At 73.6% G+C, this 20,586-nt stretch carries 15 protein-coding genes and 1 other RNA gene; 12 read left to right on the top strand and 4 right to left on the bottom strand.

Features of this window, described 5'->3' with window-relative positions; translation table 11 throughout:
- Window positions 1-7: 7 nt before the first annotated feature.
- Complete coding sequence (locus OHA65_RS15275) at window positions 8-3,379, bottom strand: FHA domain-containing protein (protein ID WP_371643697.1); 3,372 nt, start codon at window positions 3,377-3,379, stop codon at window positions 8-10.
- A 438-nt stretch (window positions 3,380-3,817) separates the two neighbouring features.
- Between OHA65_RS15275 and OHA65_RS15270 the strand changes: the two genes are divergently transcribed.
- Together OHA65_RS15270 and OHA65_RS15265 are read left to right on the top strand one after the other, a co-directional pair.
- A complete protein-coding gene (locus OHA65_RS15270; protein ID WP_405762010.1) occupies window positions 3,818-5,569 on the top strand; it encodes a protein kinase domain-containing protein in 1,752 nt (583 codons plus the stop codon).
- 150 nt (window positions 5,570-5,719) lie between these two features.
- Window positions 5,720-6,973 (top strand): serine/threonine-protein kinase, encoded by a 1,254-nt coding sequence (locus OHA65_RS15265; protein WP_327283665.1) that lies wholly within the window; start codon window positions 5,720-5,722, stop codon window positions 6,971-6,973.
- A gap of 736 nt (window positions 6,974-7,709) precedes the next feature.
- On the opposite strand, the gene OHA65_RS15260 is transcribed toward OHA65_RS15265, so the two are convergent.
- The gene (locus tag OHA65_RS15260; RefSeq protein ID WP_327283664.1) at window positions 7,710-8,717 is read right to left on the bottom strand and encodes a 2-oxoglutarate and iron-dependent oxygenase domain-containing protein; all 1,008 of its coding nucleotides are present in this window, start codon (window positions 8,715-8,717) and stop codon (window positions 7,710-7,712) included.
- 313 nt (window positions 8,718-9,030) lie between these two features.
- Between OHA65_RS15260 and prfB the strand changes: the two genes are divergently transcribed.
- On the top strand, window positions 9,031-10,140 hold the full coding sequence (prfB, locus tag OHA65_RS15255) for a peptide chain release factor 2 (protein ID WP_327283663.1): 1,110 nt from the start codon (window positions 9,031-9,033) through the stop codon (window positions 10,138-10,140).
- Between the two features lie 143 nt (window positions 10,141-10,283).
- Here the strand turns inward: prfB and OHA65_RS15250 are convergent, their stop codons facing one another.
- Entirely contained in the window at window positions 10,284-10,475 is a 192-nt protein-coding gene (locus OHA65_RS15250) for a hypothetical protein (protein ID WP_054225180.1), read from the bottom strand.
- Window positions 10,476-10,698: 223 nt separating this feature from the next.
- On the opposite strand from OHA65_RS15250, the gene ftsE reads away from it, so the two are divergent.
- From ftsE to ssrA, 5 genes are all read left to right on the top strand, one after another.
- Window positions 10,699-11,388, top strand: coding sequence for a cell division ATP-binding protein FtsE (gene ftsE / locus OHA65_RS15245; RefSeq protein WP_030161344.1), 690 nt, complete (start codon window positions 10,699-10,701; stop codon window positions 11,386-11,388).
- 17 nt (window positions 11,389-11,405) lie between these two features.
- Window positions 11,406-12,338 carry a permease-like cell division protein FtsX gene (gene ftsX, locus OHA65_RS15240; RefSeq protein ID WP_327283662.1) on the top strand — a complete coding sequence of 311 codons (933 nt, stop codon included), beginning with the start codon at window positions 11,406-11,408 and terminating at the stop codon, window positions 12,336-12,338.
- A gap of 67 nt (window positions 12,339-12,405) precedes the next feature.
- Window positions 12,406-13,599 (top strand): S41 family peptidase, encoded by a 1,194-nt coding sequence (locus OHA65_RS15235; protein WP_327283661.1) that lies wholly within the window; start codon window positions 12,406-12,408, stop codon window positions 13,597-13,599.
- An 18-nt stretch (window positions 13,600-13,617) separates the two neighbouring features.
- On the top strand, window positions 13,618-14,103 hold the full coding sequence (smpB, locus tag OHA65_RS15230; protein ID WP_030161337.1) for an SsrA-binding protein SmpB: 486 nt from the start codon (window positions 13,618-13,620) through the stop codon (window positions 14,101-14,103).
- Between the two features lie 84 nt (window positions 14,104-14,187).
- Window positions 14,188-14,576: a transfer-messenger RNA gene (ssrA, locus tag OHA65_RS15225) on the top strand.
- 144 nt (window positions 14,577-14,720) lie between these two features.
- Here the strand turns inward: ssrA and OHA65_RS15220 are convergent.
- Window positions 14,721-15,968: an MFS transporter gene (locus OHA65_RS15220; protein ID WP_327283660.1), complete on the bottom strand. Its 1,248-nt coding sequence runs from the start codon at window positions 15,966-15,968 to the stop codon at window positions 14,721-14,723.
- A gap of 84 nt (window positions 15,969-16,052) precedes the next feature.
- Between OHA65_RS15220 and OHA65_RS15215 the strand changes: the two genes are divergently transcribed.
- The 4 genes from OHA65_RS15215 (at window position 16,053) to OHA65_RS15200 (ending at window position 20,558) form a co-directional block, all read left to right on the top strand.
- The gene (locus OHA65_RS15215) at window positions 16,053-17,018 is read left to right on the top strand and encodes a LysR family transcriptional regulator (protein WP_327283659.1); all 966 of its coding nucleotides are present in this window, start codon (window positions 16,053-16,055) and stop codon (window positions 17,016-17,018) included.
- A 97-nt stretch (window positions 17,019-17,115) separates the two neighbouring features.
- Entirely contained in the window at window positions 17,116-18,486 is a 1,371-nt protein-coding gene (locus OHA65_RS15210) for a nitrate/nitrite transporter (RefSeq protein ID WP_327283658.1), read from the top strand.
- Window positions 18,487-18,612: 126 nt separating this feature from the next.
- Window positions 18,613-19,779, top strand: a complete 1,167-nt coding sequence (locus tag OHA65_RS15205; RefSeq protein ID WP_405762008.1) for a uroporphyrinogen-III synthase — start codon at window positions 18,613-18,615, stop codon at window positions 19,777-19,779.
- A gap of 254 nt (window positions 19,780-20,033) precedes the next feature.
- A complete protein-coding gene (locus OHA65_RS15200) occupies window positions 20,034-20,558 on the top strand; it encodes a GNAT family protein (protein WP_328765195.1) in 525 nt (174 codons plus the stop codon).
- Window positions 20,559-20,586 lie beyond the last annotated feature (28 nt).

Here is a 20,586-nt window from a genome sequence, read left to right as displayed (position 1 = left end):
CGCCCGCTCAGGGAGCCGGCGGGAACAGCACGGGTATCGCCGAGACCAGGTGCGAGGCCCGGTCCAGAGCGCTCGCCAGCAGCGCCAGGTCGGTGGGGCCGTTGCCCAGCTCGCGCACGGGGCGGCGGGCCGGGGGATCGCCCATCCGCTCCCACTCGACCGGCACCACGGTCGGCCGCTGCGTCGCCGTCCGCGGGATCCGGCCGGTCACCCGGCCGCCCTGGAACGGGACCGTCCGCCCGTCGGCGTACCGCAGCCGGCCCCGGCCCGGGCCCGGCTGGTCCGGGGCGTCCAGATCGATCCGGAGCGGGTTCGTACGGGCCAGCTCGCTGTCGGCCGTACGGTCCGGGCGGGCGCTCGTGGCCACCAGGTGCACGCCGAGCCGGGCGCCGTCGCGGGCCACCGCGTCCAGCGCCCGTACGACGGATCCGGCGGCGGGGCGGCCCGTACTGCCCAGCCCCGGCGCGACCAGCGCGTCGAAGTCGTCCACCAGCACCACCAGGCGGGGCAGCGGGCCCGGCCCGGCGGGTTCGGTGCGCGGCGCGGCGGAACGCAGCCGCAGCGTGCCCGAGCGCTGCGGGTCGAGATCGCCGAGCAGTTCGCCGGGACTCGGCTGACGGGGTGAGACCATCCGGTCGGACAGTGCGCGGCGAGAATGCCACTCGGCGAACGGGACCCCGTCCAGGAGCTCGCTGCGGCGCTTCAGCTCGGCGCCGAGGGCCTGGGCGAACTCCCGCATGCGAACCGGGTCGGCGGCGACGAGGTGCGCCGCGACGTGCGGGAGCTCGGTGCACGGCTGGAGCCCGTCACCGCGCTCGCCGCCGGCCCCGTCCAGCAGGACCAGGCCCAGCCGGTCGGGCCGGGCGGCCGCGGACAGGGACGCGGCCACCGACCGCAGCAGCTCCGTACGGCCGCTTCCGGTGGGTCCCTCGATGAGGAGGTGCGGCCCGTCCTGGACCAGCTCGGCACCGACCGGCCCGCGCCGCCCGCTGCCGAGCACGAGCTCGGCGCGCCCGCCGACGTCCTGCCCCTGGTCCGTGGCGGCGGCCCAACGGGCCATCAGCGAAGCCGGGGTGGCCCGGGCCAACCCCAACTCGTCCAGCAGCCGAGCGGTGTTCGGGAGCGCGGTGGCAACGGCCGGCCGCGGTCCGGCCGGGGACGGCTCGGCGCGCAGCGGGGCCAGGGCGCGGGCGAACCGCTCGGCCCAGGCCGCGGAGACGGCGTCGGCGGTGGCGGTGGTTCCGGGCGGTGAGGGCTTGCCGCCGGTCACCGTGAACGTCCGTACGGTCGTGGCCACATCACCGCTGAGCAGGGCGATCGCGCCACAGTCCCGGAAGGCGGGGCTGCTCGCGCAGGCGGCCTCGTACGTCTCGGTGAGCGGGGAGGCGGGCGTGGCGGCCGGCGTCTCGGCGAGCACGAGCACGTGGATCCCGGCGGCCGGCCCGTGCGAGGCGAGGCGGCCGGTGAGGTCGCGCAGCGCACCGGAGCCGGGCTCCCCGTCGATAACGAGGAGCGTGTACGGGCCCTGGTGGGCGTACGCGGCTTCGCGGACGTCGTCGGGGTCGGCGGCGGCCCAGTGGGTACCGAGGGGACTGTCGTCGAGGCGGCGGGTCAGCTCGGCGGTGCGGGCGCCGGCCTGGTCCCGGTCGTACGCCAGGAGCAGCCGGCAGTCCTGCCCGTGCGCGGGCCGCACGTGCGGCAGCCAGCCGAGCCAGCCCCAGTCGGCTCGCCGCTCGGCGATGCCGCGTGCGCGGTCCGCGGCCAGCAGCACGATCTCCAGCTCGCCGGGCCCGTGGAGGGCGGCGAGCTGGGCGACCACGGACCGGGCGACCCCGGTCAGCCGTCCGCGCGGCCCGGCGATGCCGAGCGCGCCGACGTCCTGGAACGCGACCCGGCTGCCGGCCCCGAGGCCGACGTCGAGCCGGCCCCGGGGTCGGGACCACAACCGCCGGGTCGGCCCGAGAGCGGCCAGCAACAGTGCGGCGGGATCATCGGCGTCCGGCGCGGCGGCCGCGGCCGGCGCGGCCACGCCCTCCGCCCCGGAGGTCTCTTCCCCCCGCACCCACTTCCGCGCCCAGGCCCCGAACCCCCGCTTCCGCACCCCGCGCGGCCCGGCTCCGGGCTCCGAACCCGGTCCCGCCGAGCCGCCTGCGCCGGACTCCGCCCCGGGGCCACGGCCCGCGCCGGATCCTGTGCCCGGCCCGGCCGCGCGGCCCGCGCCGGCACCCGTCCCCGGTCCGGCCGCCGGGCGCAGGTCGTGGCCCGCGCCGGGGGCGCCGTACGACGCGCCGGGCCGGCCCGTGCCGGGTCCGCCCGCACCGGTCCACCCGGCGCCGGAGCCGCCGTGCTCCGCCCCGGCCCCGCGGCCCGCACCTGACTCCGTGCCCGGCCCGGTCTGGCGGCCCTCGCCCGGTCCGGCCCCCCGGCCTGCGCCGGAGGTGCCGTAGGCCGGGCCGGTCCGGCCGTTGCGGCCCGCGTCGGGGCCGGGGCCGACTGCGCCGCTCCACCCGGGGCGAGCCGCGCCGGATTCCGGGCCCGGACCGACATCGCGGCCCGCGTCGCGGTCCGTCCCCGGTCCGGCCACGTGGCCCGCGCCAGGCGCCCCGTACGACGGGCCGGGCCGGCCGCTCGCGTTCGCGTCGGACCGGCCCGTGCCGGGCGTGCCGAGGGGCAGGTCCGTGACGGGCACCTGCCCGGTCAGGTCGGCGCCCGCGGAGTCCCCGGGGGCCTCGGGCGCCGCCAGCGAGAGGTGGCCCTCCAGATCCGGGACGACGGGAAGGGCGGACGCCGTGTCCGGGGCCAGGCGGAGCGTCGATTCGCCGATGCGGAGCAGCGCACCCGGTGCCAGCGCCACCGGCTGCGGGCCCACCGCCGCGCCGTCCACCGTCGTGCCGTTCGTCGAGTCCAGGTCGGCCACGGCCACCCGCCCGTCCGGCATCACCGTCACCGCGCAGTGCAGCCGTGACACGTCCGGGTCGTCCAGCGGGACGTCCGCGTCGGCCGAGCGTCCGATCCGGATCGCCCCCGGGTGCAGCAGGTGCACCCCGCCCGCGTCCGGTCCGGCCACCACGTGCAGCTGCGCCCCGTCCGTCCCGTCCGTCCCGTCCGGCAGGACGTCCGGCACCGGGGCGTGCAGCCCCAGCACCGCCCCGTCCACGAGCGGCGGCTCCCCGAGCACCCGCCGCTGGAGGTCGAGCCGCTCCCTGCCTGCGTACAGCACGACCGTGCCACCGGTGTCGGGCCCGCCTACGGTCGCCGCGAGGCCGGAGGCCACGGCGGCGAGGGCGGTGCCCACGGGTGCGGTGACGAGCACGTCACAGCCGGCGGGCGCGGTCTGGTGGCCGCTGCGCGACCCAAGGACGGTCAGCCGGATCTGCATCGCCGTCAGCGGTCCCTTCTGCGCGGTGCGCGGTGCGTGCGCCCGGCAGGGGTGCGACGGGGCGTGCCCGCCCGCTCGACCCCCCACCCGGCACGGCGCGTCGTCCGGTCAGGTCTGCCGGAAGGCGGGCTCCCGTCCCGGCCGTTCCGTACGGGTGCATCCTCGCACCTGTCACGGACAACACGCCCGGCACCCGGCAATAAATGATCTTGAATGATCACACCTCTGCGCGTGTCGCGTACACGTCGGGGCATACGGGTCGACCAAAAGTCGCGGGAAAACGCCCCCGACATACCCCTCAAACATCACTCTTCGTACATATGTGCGGCAACCAACCTCCGGCACCCCGCGTCTTCCCCAGGGACACCCCCTAGAGTGGGCCGGAAAAAGCACCACCCTGAAGAACCACGGCAGGGACGACAGCAGGGAGCGCGAGACGTGCGGCCAGTCGGCAGCAAGTACCTGCTTGAGGAGCCGCTCGGACGCGGCGCCACAGGCACCGTCTGGCGTGCCCGCCAGCGGGAGACCGCCGGCGCGGAGGCAGCCGTCGCCGGGCAGCCCGGCGAGACCGTGGCCATCAAGGTCCTCAAAGAGGAGCTGGCCCAGGACGCGGACATCGTCATGCGGTTCCTGCGGGAGCGCTCCGTCCTGCTGCGCCTGACGCACCCCAACATCGTGCGCACCCGCGACCTCGTCGTCGAGGGCGACCTCCTCGCCCTCGTCATGGACCTGATCGACGGCCCGGACCTGCACAAGTACATCCGGCAGAACGGCCCCTTCACGCCCGTGGCCGCGAGCCTGCTGACCGCCCAGATCGCGGACGCGCTCGCGGCCAGCCATGCCGACGGCGTGGTCCACCGCGACCTGAAGCCGGCCAACGTCCTGCTCGACGAGCGCGGCGGCCAGATGAAGCCGATGCTCACCGACTTCGGCATCGCCCGCCTCGCCGACTCCCCGGGGCTGACCCGCACGCACGAGTTCGTCGGCACCCCCGCCTACGTCGCACCCGAGTCCGCCGAGGGCCGCCCGCAGACCTCCGCCGTCGACATCTACGGCGCCGGCATCCTGCTGTACGAACTGGTCACCGGACGCCCGCCGTTCGCCGGCGGCACCGCCCTCGAAGTGCTGCACCGCCACCTCAGCGAGGACCCGCAGCGCCCGCCGAACGTGCCCGAGCCGCTCTGGATCGTCATCGAGCGCTGCCTGCGCAAGGAGCCGAACGAGCGCCCCAGCGCCGAGAACCTGGCCCGCGCCCTGCGCGTGGTCGCCTCCGGCATCGGCGTGCACAGCGCCCCCTCCGAGGTGGAGGCCGCCCTCGGCGTCGGCGCACTGCTCGCGCCCGACCCCTCGCCCGCGCCGGTCCCCGCGACCCCGGACGGCGGCGGCGCCGACCCCACCCAGGTGCTGCCAGGCCGCGCCGGTGCGCCGATGGGCGGCTACGACCCGAACGGCATGACCAGCGTGTTCCCGCCGGTCGGCGCGGCCGACGCCACCTCGGTGCTGCCGAGCGCGGGCGGCCCCGGCGCGGACCCGACCTCGGTCATGCCCCCGGTGCAGCGGCCGGACCAGCCGCACCCGTGGCAGTCGCAGATGCAGGCCGCGCGCGACCGCAACGAGCAGACGCAGATGCACTACCTCGACCCGAGCGAGGACCCCCTGCGCCGGCGCCCGCAGCGGCAGGCGCCCCCGCCGCCGCAGCAGCAGCCCCCGCAGTACCGCCAGGGTCCGCCGCCGCAGCAGTACCAGCAGCAGCCGCCGTACCAGCAGCCTCCGCAGCAGCCGTTCTACCCGCAGCAGCCGGCGCCGCAGCAGTACCAGCAGCCGCAGCAGCCGCCGTACCAGCAGCCGCCCCAGCCCCCCCAGCGGCAGGCCCCGCAGCGGCAGGCACCCCCGCAGCAGCAGCCCCCGCAGGCACCGCCGCGCGCCCCCAGGGAGCCGCGCGAGCCGCGCCCCCGCAGCGCCAACCCGATCAAGATCCCGGGCCTGGGCTGCCTCAAGGGCTGCCTGGTCATGATCCTGCTGTTCGTGGTGGCGGGCTGGCTGGTCTGGGAGCTCACCCCGCTCCAGGAGTGGGTCGGCACCGGCAAGGGCTGGTGGGACCAGCTGTGGACCTGGGGCTCAGAGATCGTCGACTGGGTCGGCGCGCTCGCGGACTCCACGGGTAGCGGGACGGGCGGCGGCACGCCCTGAACCGGGCCCCCGTAGCGCCGACTTCGTAGATTTGTCGACTTCTGGGGCGTGATTTCGCCCCCAGAAGTGAAGGTCGCCGTGTTCCGGGTCCTCCAACCCCCATCCGGCCGCGTAGCTTTGGTGCGTACGCCAGCCGCTGAGGGAGCAGTCGTGGCACGGAAGATCGGCAGCCGGTACACCGCGCACCAGATCCTGGGGCGCGGCAGCGCGGGCACGGTGTGGCTGGGCGAGGGGCCGGACGGGCCCGTCGCCGTCAAACTGCTGCGCGAGGACCTCGCGTCCGACCAGGAGCTGGTCGGACGCTTCGTCCAGGAGCGCAGCGCGCTGCTCGGCCTGGACCACCCCCACATCGTGTCCGTCCGCGACCTCGTCGTCGACGGCAACGACCTGGCCCTGGTCATGGACCTCGTACGCGGTACGGATCTGCGCACGCGCCTCGACCGGGAGCGCCGGCTCGCCCCCGAGGCGGCCGTGGCGATCGTCGCCGACGTCGCGGACGCGCTGGCCGCCGCGCACGCCGCCGGGGTCGTGCACCGGGACGTGAAGCCCGAGAACGTCCTGCTGGACATGCAGGGGCCACTGGGGCCGGGCGGCTCGCACCCGGCGCTGCTGACCGACTTCGGCGTGGCCAAGCTGATCGACTCGCCGCGGCGGGCCTCCACCGGTCGGGCCACGGCCCCCACGACCCGGATCATCGGCACGCCGGACTATCTGGCGCCGGAGATCGTGGAGGGCCTGCCGCCGCGGGCCGCCGTCGACATATACGCCCTGGCCACCGTGTTGTACGAGCTGCTGGCCGGGTTCACCCCGTTCGGCGGGGGCCACCCGGGCGCGGTGCTGCGGCGGCACGTGACGGAGACCGTGGTCCCGCTGCCCGGCATCCCCGACGAGCTGTGGCAGCTGATCGTGCAGTGCCTGGCCAAGGCGCCGGCGTCCCGGCTGCGGGCCTCTGAGCTGTCGGCGCGGCTGCGCGACCTGCTGCCGCTGCTGGTCGGGATGCCGCCGCTGGACGTGGACGAGCCGGACGAGCCCGAACTGGATCCCGCCTCGGTGGAGCCGCTGGAAGCCGACCCGGTCCGCCGCCGGGGCGTGGTCCCGCTCGTGCCGGGCTCCGCGACGGACTCGAACCGGGACACGCACACCTCGATGCGGGTGCCGGGGCCGGACGAGCTGGCCGGGGGAGCGCTGGGCACGGCCCGGGTACCGCGCCCCGCGGGCGGGCACCGGCCGGGCTCGGCGCGCCACCGGGCGGACACCGTCCGCAGGCGCCGACTCGCGCTGACGGCGGCGGCGCTCGCCCTGGCCGCCGCGCTCGGACTGGGCGGCTGGCTCGCCTCCTCGGGCGACGAGCCGCAGCCACCCCAGAACGGCAAACACTCGGCCCCGACGAAGCCGAACCGTTAGCCACGGGGGACCGAATGCCGGCCCCGCCGACCCTGGCGAAGTGCGCGTCGGCTCCTCGCCCTCGGCGTAGCGGCAGCCGTTGGCGGGTGCTGGGGACCCCGTCCGCCGTTCACGGACCGGCTCCGGACGCGCCCTGCGGGGGCCGGGCCGGGAGCCGGGCGCTCGGTCCTGGCGAGGCCGAACCCGTAGCCACGGAGGACGGAATGCCGGCCCCGCCGACCCTGGCGAAGTGCGCGTCGGCTCCTCGCCCCCGGCGTAGCGGCAGCCGTTGGCGGGTGCTGGGGACCCCGTCCGCCGTTCACGGACCGGCTCCGGACGCGCCCTGCGGGGGCCGGGCCGGGAGCCGGGCGCTCGGTCCTGGCGAGGCCGAACCCGTAGCCGCGGGGACTGAACGCCGGCCCCCTGCCCCTGGCGAAGTGCGCGTCGGCTCCTCGCCCCCGGCGAGGCCGAACCCGTAGCCGCGGGGACTGAACGCCGGCCCCCTGCCCCTGGCGGAGCGTGCGTCGGCTCCTCGCCCCCGGCGAAGCCGAACCCGTAGCCATCGGGGACTGAACGCTGGCCCCCGCCCCCGGCGAAGTCGAACCGGTGCCGCGGGGGGTTGAACGCCGGCCCCCCGCCTCCGGCGGAGCGTGCGTCGTCTACCCGCCCTCGGTGCAGCGGCAGCGGCAGCGGCAGCGGCAGCCGTTGGCGGCCGGGGCCCGGGCCGGGGTGGGAGCGCGTGTGGGTTCTGGCGGGGCTATGCGCCGGCGGCGATCAGTTCCGGGTGCCAGCGGCGGGCCACCGCCGGGTGGGCCCGGGTCCAGCCCTTGAGCTCGTTGCGCCCGTACTCGGCGTGCAGCGGGTTCGACGCGTCGTGGGCCACCCCGGGCGCGGAGCGCAGGTACTCGCCGGGAACCGTCTCCACCACCGCGTCCAGCCGCGGGTTGTAGAAGAACGGCACCGAGTACCGCTCCACCGCCCCCGGCGGGCTGACCACGCGGTGGTCCGTCGCCACCAGGTAGCCCTCCGTCGCGATCTCCAGCAGCTCGCCCAGGTTGACCACGAACGCCCCCGGCATCGGCGGGATGTCCAGGAACCCGTCGCCCTGGCGCACCTGGAGGCCGCCCACCGAGTCCTGGAGCAGCAGCGTCAGGAACCCGTAGTCCTTGTGGGCCCCGACCCCCTGGTCGGCGCCGGACGGGGCGGAGCCCGGGTAGCGGATCAGCTTCGTGTGCAGGTGCGGCCGATCCGCGAACGCCGCGTCGAAGAAGTCGGAGGGGGCGCCGATCGAGGCCAGCAGCTCCTGCAGCAGGCGGTGGGCCACCGCGGCCAGCCGGGACTGCCACTCCAGCACCACCGGCCGCAGGTCCGGCAGGGCCTGCGGCCACTGGTTCGGGCCCTCCAGCCACAGGTACGGCGGGTCGTCGGGCCCCACCACCGGCGCCGGGCGCTCGGCGCCGACGTCCAGCTGGTCGCGCCAGTCGGAGGCGCCGCCGGTCAGCTCGTGGCCGATGCGGGTGTAGCCGCGGAAGTGCGGCGAGTTCAGATTGCTCACGGAGAGCCGGTCGGCCTCCGGCAGGGCGAAGAAGGCCCTGGTCAGCTCAAGGATGCGAGCGGTCTCCGCATCGGTGATGCCGTGTCCGGTGAGGTGCAGGAAACCGGTGTCCCGGGCTGCCGCGTGCAGCTCCTTCAGGAAATCGGCCCGCAGGGTCGGATCGTCGGCCTGGGAGAGGTCGATGACAGGGAGGGTGTGCGCGGACGGCATGACGGCTCCGTTTCGGATGTCACGGGGTCCTGTTCCCCAGAGGTGTCGGGGCAGCGGGTGGGGAGGGCCGCCGGCAGGGATGGCGCCGGAGCCGCTTGGGCCGCGTACAGGACCAAGTCGGATCGGGGTGGATCAGGCTTGGGGATGGTCCGGCGGCAGACAGCTCGTCGTCGTGACACGCATGTGGTCCACATGGCGGCGCTTGACGAGGAGGAGAGTCATACCGTGAGCGTACGCCCGTTCCCCCGGTCATCAGAACGGGTGATCCGGCCTGCCCGGACAGCGCCGCCCGCGGACCGGCTACGCTGGACCCGTGGCAGTCGTCGATGTTTCCGAAGAGCTGAAGTCCCTCTCCTCGACCATGGGGTCGATCGAGGCCGTCCTGGACCTCGACAAGCTGAGGGCAGATATCGCCGTGCTTGAGGAGCAGGCCGCCGCGCCGTCCCTGTGGGACGACCCGGAGGCCGCCCAGAAGATCACGAGCAAGCTTTCGCACCTCCAGGCCGAGGTCCGCAAGACCGAGACCCTGCGCGGCCGCATCGACGACCTCGCGGTGCTGTTCGACCTCGCCCAGGAGATGGACGACGCGGACACCCTCGCCGAGGCCGAGACCGAGCTGGTCTCCGTCCGCAAGGCGTTGGACGAGATGGAGGTCCGCACCCTGCTCTCCGGCGAGTACGCCGAGCGCGAGGCGCTGGTCAACATCCGCGCCGAGGCCGGCGGCGTCGACGCCTCCGACTTCGCCGAGCGCCTCCAGCGCATGTACCTGCGCTGGGCCGAGCGGCACGGCTACGCCACCGAGATCTACGAGACCTCGTACGCGGAAGAGGCCGGCATCAAGTCGACCACCTTCGTCGTCAAGGCCCCGTACGCCTACGGCACGCTCTCGGTCGAGCAGGGCACCCACCGCCTCGTGCGCATCTCGCCCTTCGACAACCAGGGCCGCCGCCAGACCTCCTTCGCGGGCGTCGAGGTGCTGCCGGTCGTCGAGACCAGCGACCACGTCGAGATCGACGAGACCGAGCTGCGCGTCGACGTGTACCGCGCCTCCGGCCCCGGCGGCCAGGGCGTCAACACGACCGACTCGGCGGTGCGCATCACGCACCTCCCGACCGGCATCGTCGTCTCCTGCCAGAACGAGCGCTCGCAGATCCAGAACAAGGCCAGCGCCATGAACGTCCTCCAGGCCAAGCTGCTGGAGCGGCGCCGCCAGGAGGAGCAGGCCAGGATGGACGCCCTCAAGGACGGCGGCAGCTCCTGGGGCAACCAGATGCGGTCCTACGTCCTGCACCCGTACCAGATGGTCAAGGACCTGCGGACGGAGTTCGAGGTCGGCAACCCGCAGGCGGTCCTCGACGGTGAGATCGACGGCTTCCTGGAGGCCGGGATCCGCTGGCGCAAGCAGCAGGAGCAGACCGCGTAACGCGCAGAGCACGTACGAAGGCCCGGACACCGCAGGTGTCCGGGCCTTCGCTTTCCTCCGCATGGACGCCGTCATCGGACGCCGTCATCGGAACGCCCTGATCGGACGCCGTGATCGAGATGCCGTGATCGGGACGTGAGAGGCTACGCCGTCTGCTGGGCCACCAGGGCCAGGGCTGCCACCAGGACCACCAGGAGCACGATGAGCGCCATGGGATTCAGGCCGGCGAAGGGGCCCTCCTGCTGGAGGCGCTCCCGGTTCGCCCGGCACACCGGGCAGCGGCCCTGGCTGACGGGCGCGGCGCAGTTCGCGCACACGAGCCGGTCGTAAGTCATGCGCTCTCCTCCTTCCGTCCCCTTGAACAACGCTTGAAGGAACGACTACGTTCCCCTACCACTGTGCCAGCTCCAGCGACATTCGGCGCGGCCCGTCCGGGCAATCGTGCACCGTACCCCCCGGACCAGGGGATATATCGGGCAACTCCGGACGCGGGGCCCCCACCCCCCGCCCGTTCGCGTATGGTCACGCACACCTACTCCCGGCGACCGTGGTGCACCCGTGATCCGATTCGACAACGTCTCCAAGTCCTACCCGAAGCAGAACCGCCCCGCACTCAGAGATGTCTCGCTGGACATCGCGAAGGGCGAGTTCGTCTTCCTGGTCGGCTCCTCCGGCTCCGGCAAGTCCACCTTCCTGCGGCTCGTCCTGCGCGAGGAACGGGCGAGCCACGGCCAGGTCCACGTCCTCGGCAAGGACCTCGCCAAGCTCTCCAACTGGAAGGTGCCGCAGATGCGCCGCCAGCTGGGGACCGTGTTCCAGGACTTCCGTCTCCTCCCCAACAAGACCGTGGCCGAGAACGTCGCCTTCGCCCAGGAGGTCATCGGCAAGCCCCGGGGCGAGATCCGCAAGGCCGTCCCGCAGGTCCTGGAGCTCGTGGGCCTCGGCGGCAAGGAGGACCGCATGCCCGGCGAGCTCTCCGGCGGTGAGCAGCAGCGCGTGGCCATCGCCCGCGCCTTCGTCAACCGGCCGGCCCTCCTGATCGCGGACGAGCCCACCGGCAACCTCGACCCGCAGACCTCGGTCGGCATCATGAAGCTGCTGGACCGGATCAACCGGACCGGCACCACCGTGATCATGGCCACCCACGACCAGCAGATCGTGGACCAGATGCGCAAGCGCGTCATCGAACTCGAACAGGGCCGACTCGTGCGCGACCAGTCGCGCGGCGTCTACGGCTACCAGCACTGAAAGGCCCTTGAGACGTCATGCGCGCCCAGTTCGTCATGTCGGAGATCGGCGTCGGTCTCCGCCGCAATCTCACCATGACCTTCGCGGTCATCATCTCCGTGGCCCTGTCGCTGGCCCTGTTCGGGGGCTCCCTGCTCATGCGCGACCAGGTGAGCGAGATGAAGGGCTACTGGTACGACAAGGTCAACGTCTCGATCTACCTCTGCAACAAGAGCGACGCCGAGGACAACGCCGAGGGCGGGAGCAAGGCCTGCGCCAAGGGCGCGGTCACTCCCGATCAGAAGCAGCAGATCGAGACCGACCTGAAGAAGATGGACCTCGTCGAGACGGTCCACTACGAGTCCTCCGACGAGGCCTACACGCACTACAAGGAGCGCTTCGGGCACACCGCGCTCGCCACGGTGGTCACCCCGGACCAGATGCCCGAATCCTTCCGGGTGAAGCTCAAGCAGCCCGAGAAGTACCAGGTCATCACCACGGCCTTCGCGGGCCGCGACGGCGTGCAGTCGGTGGAAGACCAGCACCAGGAGCTGGACAACCTCTTCACGATGCTCGGCTACCTCAACATGGCCGCCCTCGGCATCATGTTGATCATGCTGATCGTGGCCCTGCTGCTGATCGTCAACACCGTGCGCGTCTCCGCCTTCAGCCGTAGGCGGGAGACGGGGATCATGCGGCTCGTCGGCGCGTCGAGCTTCTACATCCAGGTCCCGTTCATCATGGAGGCCGCCTTCGCGGGCCTCATCGGCGCGGTGTTCGCCTGCGGCATGCTCGGCGCCGGCCAGTACTTCGTCATTGACCACGGAGCCGCGCTGCGCAGCAAGATGGAGCTGATCAACTTCATCGGCTGGGACTCCGTCCTGGCCAAGCTGCCGTTGGTGCTGGTCATCGGGGTGCTGATGCCCTCGCTGGCCGCGTTCGTCGCATTGCGCAAGTACCTGAAGGTGTGACAAGCGCCCTGTGTGAGGTCCGCTCAACCCGCCGTTCCTCCACGGGGCTTGTCCTAGACTCGGCGCCATGCCGGGTCTGCCCGCCTTCTGTCTCCGGCCCCGCGACCTGCGTCGCGGGGCCGTTTTGACGTTGGCCTTCATCGCCGCCGTGGGCACCGCGGCGGGCACCGGCTGCTGGGACCGGGCCGACGCCGCCGGCGGCGGGTTAACGGCCGCCGGTACGCAGCACCCCGCGGCCGTACCCGAGGCGCCCCGGGAGCCGGGCACCGCGGACCGCGAGGCCGTGGCCCGCGCCGCCGCCGAGGCCGCCGCCGAGGGAAAGTCCGGGAAGAAGGCCGCCCAGGAGGAGGTCAGCCGCAGCGGCGACCGCTGGGGCATGGTCTACGACCGGGGCGAGTACGCCGCCTTCACCGACGACCTCGACGGCCGCTGGACCGGCGTCGGCCTGTGGACCGAGCGCCGCCGGGACGGCCACATCGACGTCGACAAGGTCCAGCCCGACAGCCCCGCCGCCCGCGCCGGCCTGCGGGCCGGGGACCGCCTGCTGAGCATCGACGGCCAAGCCGTCACCGGTATGCCCGTCGGCGAAGTCGTCGCCCTGCTGCGCGGCGACGCCGGTACCCCCGTCGTCCTGCACCTCACCCGCGACGGTGCCGACCTCACCGAGACCCTCCGCCGCGAGCAGCTGCACACCGAGCCCGTGACCGTGCGGGAACTCCCGGGCGGGATCACCCTCATCAAGGTCGCCTCCTTCACCCGCGGCTCGGGCGAACAGGTCCGGGCCGCCGTCCGCGCGGCCCCGCCCGGCGCCGGCTTCATGCTGGATCTGCGCGGCAATCCGGGCGGCCTGGTCACCGAGGCCGTGACGGCCGCCTCCGCGTTCCTGGACGGCGGCCTGGTCGCCACGTACGACGTACGGGGCGACCAGCGCGCCCTGTACGCCGGCCCGGGCGGGGACACCGCCAGACCCCTGGTGGCGCTGGTCGACGGCGGCACGATGAGCGCGGCGGAGCTGGTGACGGGCGCCCTGCAGGACCGCGGGCGCGCGGTGGCGGTGGGCACGCGGACCTTCGGCAAGGGCTCGGTGCAGATGCCGACGCAACTCCCGGACGGCTCGGTGGCGGAGCTGACGGTCGGCACGTACCGCACCCCGGCGGGCCGCAGCCTCGACGGCAACGGCATCACCCCGGACCTGGCGGCGGGCGACGGCGTCGAGGAACGGGCGCGAGCGGTATTGGGTGGCCTCGGGGTGGGGTCGTAGTGCGAAAATGACTGCACTATGGCTAAGGAAAAAGGGCGCAAGCTGATCGCCCAGAACAAGAAGGCGCGGCACGACTACACGATCATCGACACCTACGAGTGCGGCCTCGTGCTCACGGGTACCGAGGTCAAGTCCCTGCGCCAGGGCCGGGCCTCGCTGGTGGACGGGTTCGTGTCGGTGGAGAGCGGCGAGGCCTGGCTCTACAACGTGCACGTGCCGGAGTACAGCCAGGGCACCTGGACCAACCACAGCGCCCGCCGCAAGCGCAAGCTCCTGCTGCACCGCGAGGAGATCGACAAGCTGGACTCGAAGACCGGCGAGACGGGCAACACGATCGTGCCGCTCTCGCTGTACTTCAAGGACGGCCGGGCGAAGGTCGAGATCGCGCTGGCGAAGGGCAAGAAGGAGTACGACAAGCGCCAGGCGCTGCGCGAGAAGCAGGACACGCGCGAGACGAACCGGGTGATCTCGGCCGTGAAGCGCAAGGAGCGAGGTCAGCTGTAATCTCCTGGCATCCCGTGGTCCACTTCGCGTACCATGGCGTCAGCACCGCCCCTTCGGGGTCGGAGCAGCTTGTAAACAAAACATGGGGATGATCGGTTTCGACAGCGGATGTCGATGCAGGGGAAGCGAGCCGAGGAAGCGGCAATGATCTCGCTAACCACATGTCGCAAAAAATAATCGCCAACTCCAAGAGCGATAACTCCCGCTTCACCCTCGCTGCCTAATAACAGTGAGCTGAAGCCTCTGTGAGGAGCGTCAGCCCGGAAGTGGTCCCGGTCCGGATCCTGGCGTCAATTAGGGATCTAAACCTCTAGCCCCGGTCACGGGGGTTGGAGGGAAACCAAACAGTGACTGAGCCCGTCGGAGACTTGTCCGTGTGATCTCCGGGGCCGAGAAAAGCGCAGCGGACTGCGCTCGGAGAAGCCCTGCTTCTGCACCGTTGGACGCGGGTTCGATTCCCGCCATCTCCACTCATCCCATGTGGGCGAAGGCCCCGCGGCCGTCAGGCAGCGGGGCCTTCGTCATGTCTGCGGGGCGGCTAGAGGATGCGGTGGGTCTCGCGGCGGTGGCCGACGGCCACGACAGGTGGACCGACCGCCTCCTGCCAGGGGCCGGATCTACGCTACGGGCGTGGGGCGGCGGATGCTGCCCACGAGGAGGGCCAGGAGGGCTGCCGCGGCCGGGAGGGCGTAGGGGGTGGTGGGGCCCAGGTGGTCCACCAGGGAGCCCGCCGTGGCCGAGCCCAGGGAGATGCCCGCGAAGATGGCGGTGACCGCCAGGGTCATGCCCTCGTTGAGGCGGCCCTGCGGGGTGGCCGCATGGATGCCGGACATCGCCGTGACCATCGTCGGAGCCGTGGCCATGCCCGCCAGGAGCAGGGCGAGGGCCAGGAGGGCGAGCGAGCCGGTTGCGGCGGCCGCCCAGGGGAGGGTCATCGCGAGGGACAGTGCGAGCAGGCAGGTCCGCAGGCTGCGCGGGCGCAGGGCGCCGTAGAGCAGGCCCGCCGCGCAGGAGCCCGCCGCCTGGAGGGCCAGGACCAGCCCGGTGGCGGCGCCCAGGCCCTGCGCGTCGAGGTGGGCGATCGAGGTGACCTCCATCGAGCCGAACAGCACGCCCAGCGGGAGGAAGAGCGCCAGGAGGGGCAACACCGCGCGGAACGGGGAGGTGCCGTGCCGGGGCGCCGACACCGGGGGCTCCGTGGCGCGTTGGGACGTGAACAGCAGCATGCCGGTGAGGAGCAGTGCGGCCGCCGTGAGGGTGCCCGCCTCCGGGAAGACGGCCGAGCAGAGGAACGCCGCCACCACCGGGCCGCACATGTAACAGAGCTCGTCGGCGGCCTGCTCGAACGACATCGCCGTGTGGTGCGCGGCGGGGGCGCCGCGCAGCAGGTGCGTCCAGCGGGCCCGGGACATGCCGCCGATGTTGGGGGTGGTCGCGGTGGCGGCGTAGCAGGCGAACAGGGTCCAGGCCGGGGCCTGCGCACGGACGCAGAGGATCAGCCCCACCGAGCCGAGCACCGCGATCAGCGTCGCGGGGACGGCGATCCGGGCCTGGCCGTACCGGTCGACCAGGCGGGCGGTCCACGGCGCCACCAGCGCGGTGGCGGCCAGCCCGGTGGCGGTGACCGCGCCGGCGAGGGCGTACGAGCCGCGCTGGCCCGCGATCATCATCACTGCGCTGATGCCGAACATGCCCATGGGGAGGCGGGCGATGAGGTTTCCGGCGGTGAAGGCGCGCGTGCCGGGCAGGGCGAACAGGCGCGCGTACGGGCCCGGCACGCGGGCCGTCCGCCGGCGCGGAGCGGGGGCGAAGACGAGGGTGGAGCCGGTCACGGTCATCAGCGGGGCGGAGGTGGTCTGCGGCATGGTCCAAGGCTCCGGCTCCCGGTGCCCGGGCGTCCAACACCTGTTCCGGAGCCATTCACGCGTCCCCGTTGTTAGTCTGCTCGGGTGAATCCCCGTGATGTGGAACCCCGGCTGCTGCGCGGGTTCGTCGCCGTGGCCGAGGAACTGCACTTCACCCGAGCCGCCGCCCGCCTGTACGTCGCCCAGCAGGCGCTGAGCCGGGACGTACGACGCCTCGAAGCAGCCCTGGGAGCAGGGCTGTTCGTCCGTACGACCCGCGCCGTCGAGCTGACCGCCGACGGGGAGCGGCTGCTGCCCCTGGCCCGCCGGGTGCTGGCCGCGCACGAGGCCCTCGCCGCCGCCTTCGCCGGCCCGCGGGCGCTCCTCGTCGACCTGAACACCGACGGGCCCAGCACCGCCCGCACGGTGCTGGAGCGGGCCCGGGAACTCGCCCCGGACTGCGAGCTGATGGCCCGTTTCGAAAGCGGGCTGACGCACGCCGCCGCCGAGGTCGCCGCCGGGCGCCTGGACGTGTCCTTCGGATACGCGCACGGCCTGGACCCGGCGCTGCGGGCCCGCCTCGCGCACCGGCCGGTGCGCAACGAGCCGCTCGCCGTGCTGCTGCCCGAAGGCCATCCGCTGGCCGCGCTGGCAGCCGTACCCCTGGACGCGCTGGCCGGGGAGACCGTGTACGCCGGGGCCGGCAACCCGCGGACCCTGGAGTGGACCGGGCTCGCCCGCGAGCTGTTCGCCGGACGCGGGATCGCCCTGGCGCCGCCCGCGCCCGTGGCCGTCGGGAAGGACGAGTTCCGCCGGGTCATGGCCAAGACCCGCAATCCGGTGCTGGTGACGGTGGACTTCCTCGACCTGCCCGGCAGCGTGAAGCGGCCCCTGGTCGACCCGGTGCCGCTGTCCCCGCTGTCGATGGTGTGGCGCAAGGGCTTCGACCACCCCGGACTCGACGCCCTGCACCGGGCGGCGGCCGCGACCGCCGCCGAGTGCGGCTGGCTGGACGTGCCCCCGGCGAGCTGGCGGCCCGCCGCGCTCACAGGAGCCCCCGGCAGCGGGTGAGTGCAAGGTTTCCCACCGGTCATCCGGCGGGGACCGGGGCCGAAACGCGCCGTTCCTACCGTCGTCACCACGGACGCGACAGCTGTGGAGGCGTGTGATGACCAGTACGACCGCACCGCGCAAGGGGGGCCGCTGGATCGAGCGGTGGGAACCCGAGGACGAGACGTTCTGGAAGGAGGGCGGGGAGCGCATCGCCCGCCGGAACCTGCTCTACTCCGTGCTCAGCGAGCACGTCGGGTTCTCCATCTGGTCCCTGTGGTCGGTGATGGTCCTCTTCATGGGCCCCGCGTACGGGATCGACCCGGCCGGGAAGTTCTTCCTCATCGGGACCGCCACCTTCGTCGGCGCCCTCGTCCGGGTGCCGTACACCTTCGCCGTCGCCCGCTTCGGCGGACGCAACTGGACCGTCGTCAGCGCCCTGCTGCTGCTCGCGCCCACCACGGCCGCCCTGGTCGTCATGGAGCCGGGAACCCCGTACCCCGTCTTCCTGGCCGTGGCCGCGCTGACGGGCGTGGGCGGCGGGAACTTCGCCTCCTCCATGACCAACATCAACGCCTTCTTCCCCCTGCGCAAGAAGGGGTGGGCGCTCGGCCTGAACGCCGGCGGCGGCAACATCGGCGTGCCCGTCGTGCAGCTCGTCGCCCTGCTCGTCATCGGGACCGCCGGGGCCGGGCACCCCAGGCTGCTGCTGGGGATCTACCTGCCGCTGGTCGTGGCCGCGGCCGCGCTGGCCCTGCTACGCATGGACAACCTGGCGCCCGTACGGAGCGACACCGGGGCCGTCCGCGAGGCGGTCCGCGAGGCCCACACCTGGATCATGGCCTTCCTCTACATCGGCACGTTCGGGTCCTTCATCGGCTACAGCTTCGCCTTCGGGCTCGTACTCCAGACCCAGTTCGGCCGCACCCCGCTCCAGGCGGCCTCGCTCACCTTCGTCGGGCCGCTCCTCGGCTCGCTGATCCGGCCCGTCGGCGGCGCCCTCGCGGACCGGTTCGGCGGTGCGCGGATCACCCTCGCGACCTTCGTGGCCATGGCCGCCGCGACCGGCGTCGTCATCTACGCCTCGGGCCGGGAGTCGCTGCCCGTCTTCCTCACCGGTTTCGTGGCCCTGTTCGCGCTGAGCGGGCTCGGCAACGGCTCCACGTACAAGATGATCCCCGGCATCTTCCAGGCCAAGGCACTGGCCCGGGGCATGGGCGGCGAAGCCGCCGCCGCGTACGGGCGCCGGCTGTCCGGGGCCGCCATGGGACTCATCGGCGCGATCGGCGCCCTCGGCGGACTCGGCATCAACCTGGCCTTCCGGGAGGCGTTCTCGACCTCCGGATCCGGGACGGCCGCCTTCGTCACCTTCCTCGGCTTCTACGCGGCGTGCTGCGCGGTGACGTGGGCGGTATACCTTCGCCGGCCGGCCCCCGCGGTGCTCCCGGCAGCCGGGTCCGAAGCGAAGCCGCAGCTCACCTCGGTGTAACGGCGGTTTACGGACACGAAATACGACGGAACCGAGCCTGACACGCCGACTTGACAGGCTCGGTCCCGTTCGCGTGACACGTGATGGCGCGATGCGATACCGACCCACTGGGCAAGGCAGGTCACCATGGACGACACGCACACCCTCGACGGACCCGCCAAGCCGACGGCGGGCCCGCTGGCGGGATTCACCGTGGGGGTCACCGCAGCCCGGCGCGCGGACGAGCTGATCGCCCTGCTGCGCCGGCGGGGCGCCACCGTCCTGCACGCCCCGGCCCTGCGGATCGTGCCGCTGGCCGACGACAGCGAACTCCTCGCCGCCACCAAGGACCTGATCCACTGCGCGCCCGACACGGTCGTCGCCACCACCGCCATCGGATTCCGCGGATGGATCGAAGCCGCCGACGGATGGGGGATCGGCGAGGAGCTGCTGGCACGGCTGCGGGCCGCCGAACTGCTGGCGCGCGGGCCGAAGGTCAAGGGCGCCGTCCGGGCCGCCGGGCTCGTGGAGACCTGGTCCCCGGACTCGGAGTCCCTCGCCGAGGTGCTCGACCGGATGCTCGCTGCCGGGGTCGCCGGGCGGCGCATCGCGCTCCAGCTGCACGGGGAACCCCTGCCCGGGTTCGTCGAGGCGCTGCGGGCCGGCGGGGCCGAGGTGGTCGTGGTCCCCGTGTACCGGTGGATGGCCCCTGAGGACCTCGGGCCGCTGGACCGGCTGCTGGACGCGGTGGCCGTCGGCGCGGTCGACGCGGTGAGCTTCACCTCCGCCCCGGCGGCGGCCTCGCTGCTGACCCGGGCGGAGCAGAGGGGGGTGCGGGAGGCGGTGCTGGAGGGGCTTCGGGGGGACGTGCTGTCGGCGTGCGTGGGACCGGTGACGGCGCTGCCGCTGCAGGCGGCCGGGGTGGACACCGTGCAGCCCGAGCGGTTCCGGCTGGGACCGCTGGTACAGCTGCTGTGCCAGGAACTGCCGGGACGGGCCCGGGTGCTGCCCGTGGCGGGACACCGGGTGGAGATCCGGGGGCACGCGGTGCTCGTGGACGAGGAGCTGCGGCCCGTGCCGCCGGCCGGGATGGCCCTGCTGCGGGCACTGGCGCGCAGGCCCGGATGGGTGGTGGCGCGGTCGGAGCTGCTGCGGGTGCTGCCGGGGGCGGGGCGGGACGAGCACGCCGTCGAGACGGCGATGGCGCGGCTGCGGGGGGCGCTGGCGGTTCCGAACCTCATCCAGACGGTGGTGAAGCGGGGGTACCGGTTGGCGCTGGACGCGGGCGAATGCGGTAACGGCTCCGCCGGCTGAGCGGGGCCCGCCCCATCGGCGTCCGTGCCTGCCGTGCCTGCCGTGCCGTGCCGGGCCGGGTCCGGTGCGGGCGGGTCGGTCGGTCGGGTGCGGCGCCGTTGCCGGGGCTCCGTCCGTCCCGGACCCTGCGCCTCGAACGCCGGCGGGGCTGGGTGTGCGCGCGCTGGACGTGGCGGGCGGGGTGGGACGCGCGGGGGCTGGATGTGGCCGGCGGGGTTGGTTAGCGTGCTCTGGTGATCATTGACGGGGTGGAGATGCGGGGCGTCGAGGTCGGGGACGCCGCCGGGCTGGCCGACACGCTGACGCGGAACCGGGCGTACATGGCGCCCTTCGAGCCGTGGCGGTCCGAGGTGTTCTTCACCAAGGAGGGGCAGGCCGCCCGCATCGCGGCGCTGCTCACCGAGCGCGACGGGGGGCGCCTCGCCCCCTACGTGCTCGTCGAGGCCGGTACGGGCACGCCCATCGGGATGATCAACCTCGGCAGCATCGCCCTCGGCCCGTTCCGCAGCGGCGGCGTCGGCTACTGGGTCGACCAGGCCTGGACCGGCAGGGGGCTGGCCACCGCCGCCCTGACGGAAGTCTGCCGGATCGCCCGCGACGAGCTCGGGCTGCACCGCGTCGAGGCCGGGACCCTGGTCGACAACCTGGCCTCGCAGCGCGTCCTGGCGAAGGCCGGGTTCGAGCAGTACGGGCTCGCCCCCGGCTACCTGCACATCGACGGCGCCTGGCGCGACCACCGCCTCTTCCAACGCCTCCTCCACGACGCCCCGCCCCTCTAGCCCGACCGCAGCCCCCGTACGGGGGGTT

The sequence above is a fragment of the Streptomyces sp. NBC_00045 genome, assembly GCF_045041095.1.
Taxonomy (GTDB): domain Bacteria; phylum Actinomycetota; class Actinomycetes; order Streptomycetales; family Streptomycetaceae; genus Streptomyces.
This window is presented reverse-complemented; position numbering and strand designations above follow the sequence as displayed.

Coding starts and splice junctions, on each gene's coding strand:
- OHA65_RS15210 (WP_327283658.1), top strand. CDS start 17,116: ATGACCAGTACGACCGCACCGCGCAAGGGGGGCCGCTGGATCGAGCGG.
- OHA65_RS15275 (WP_371643697.1), bottom strand. CDS start 3,379: ATGCAGATCCGGCTGACCGTCCTTGGGTCGCGCAGCGGCCACCAGACC.
- OHA65_RS15250 (WP_054225180.1), bottom strand. CDS start 10,475: ATGACTTACGACCGGCTCGTGTGCGCGAACTGCGCCGCGCCCGTCAGC.
- OHA65_RS15200 (WP_328765195.1), top strand. CDS start 20,034: ATGCGGGGCGTCGAGGTCGGGGACGCCGCCGGGCTGGCCGACACGCTG.
- OHA65_RS15235 (WP_327283661.1), top strand. CDS start 12,406: ATGCCGGGTCTGCCCGCCTTCTGTCTCCGGCCCCGCGACCTGCGTCGC.
- smpB (WP_030161337.1), top strand. CDS start 13,618: ATGGCTAAGGAAAAAGGGCGCAAGCTGATCGCCCAGAACAAGAAGGCG.
- OHA65_RS15260 (WP_327283664.1), bottom strand. CDS start 8,717: ATGCCGTCCGCGCACACCCTCCCTGTCATCGACCTCTCCCAGGCCGAC.
- ftsX (WP_327283662.1), top strand. CDS start 11,406: ATGCGCGCCCAGTTCGTCATGTCGGAGATCGGCGTCGGTCTCCGCCGC.
- OHA65_RS15220 (WP_327283660.1), bottom strand. CDS start 15,968: ATGCCGCAGACCACCTCCGCCCCGCTGATGACCGTGACCGGCTCCACC.
- OHA65_RS15205 (WP_405762008.1), top strand. CDS start 18,613: ATGGACGACACGCACACCCTCGACGGACCCGCCAAGCCGACGGCGGGC.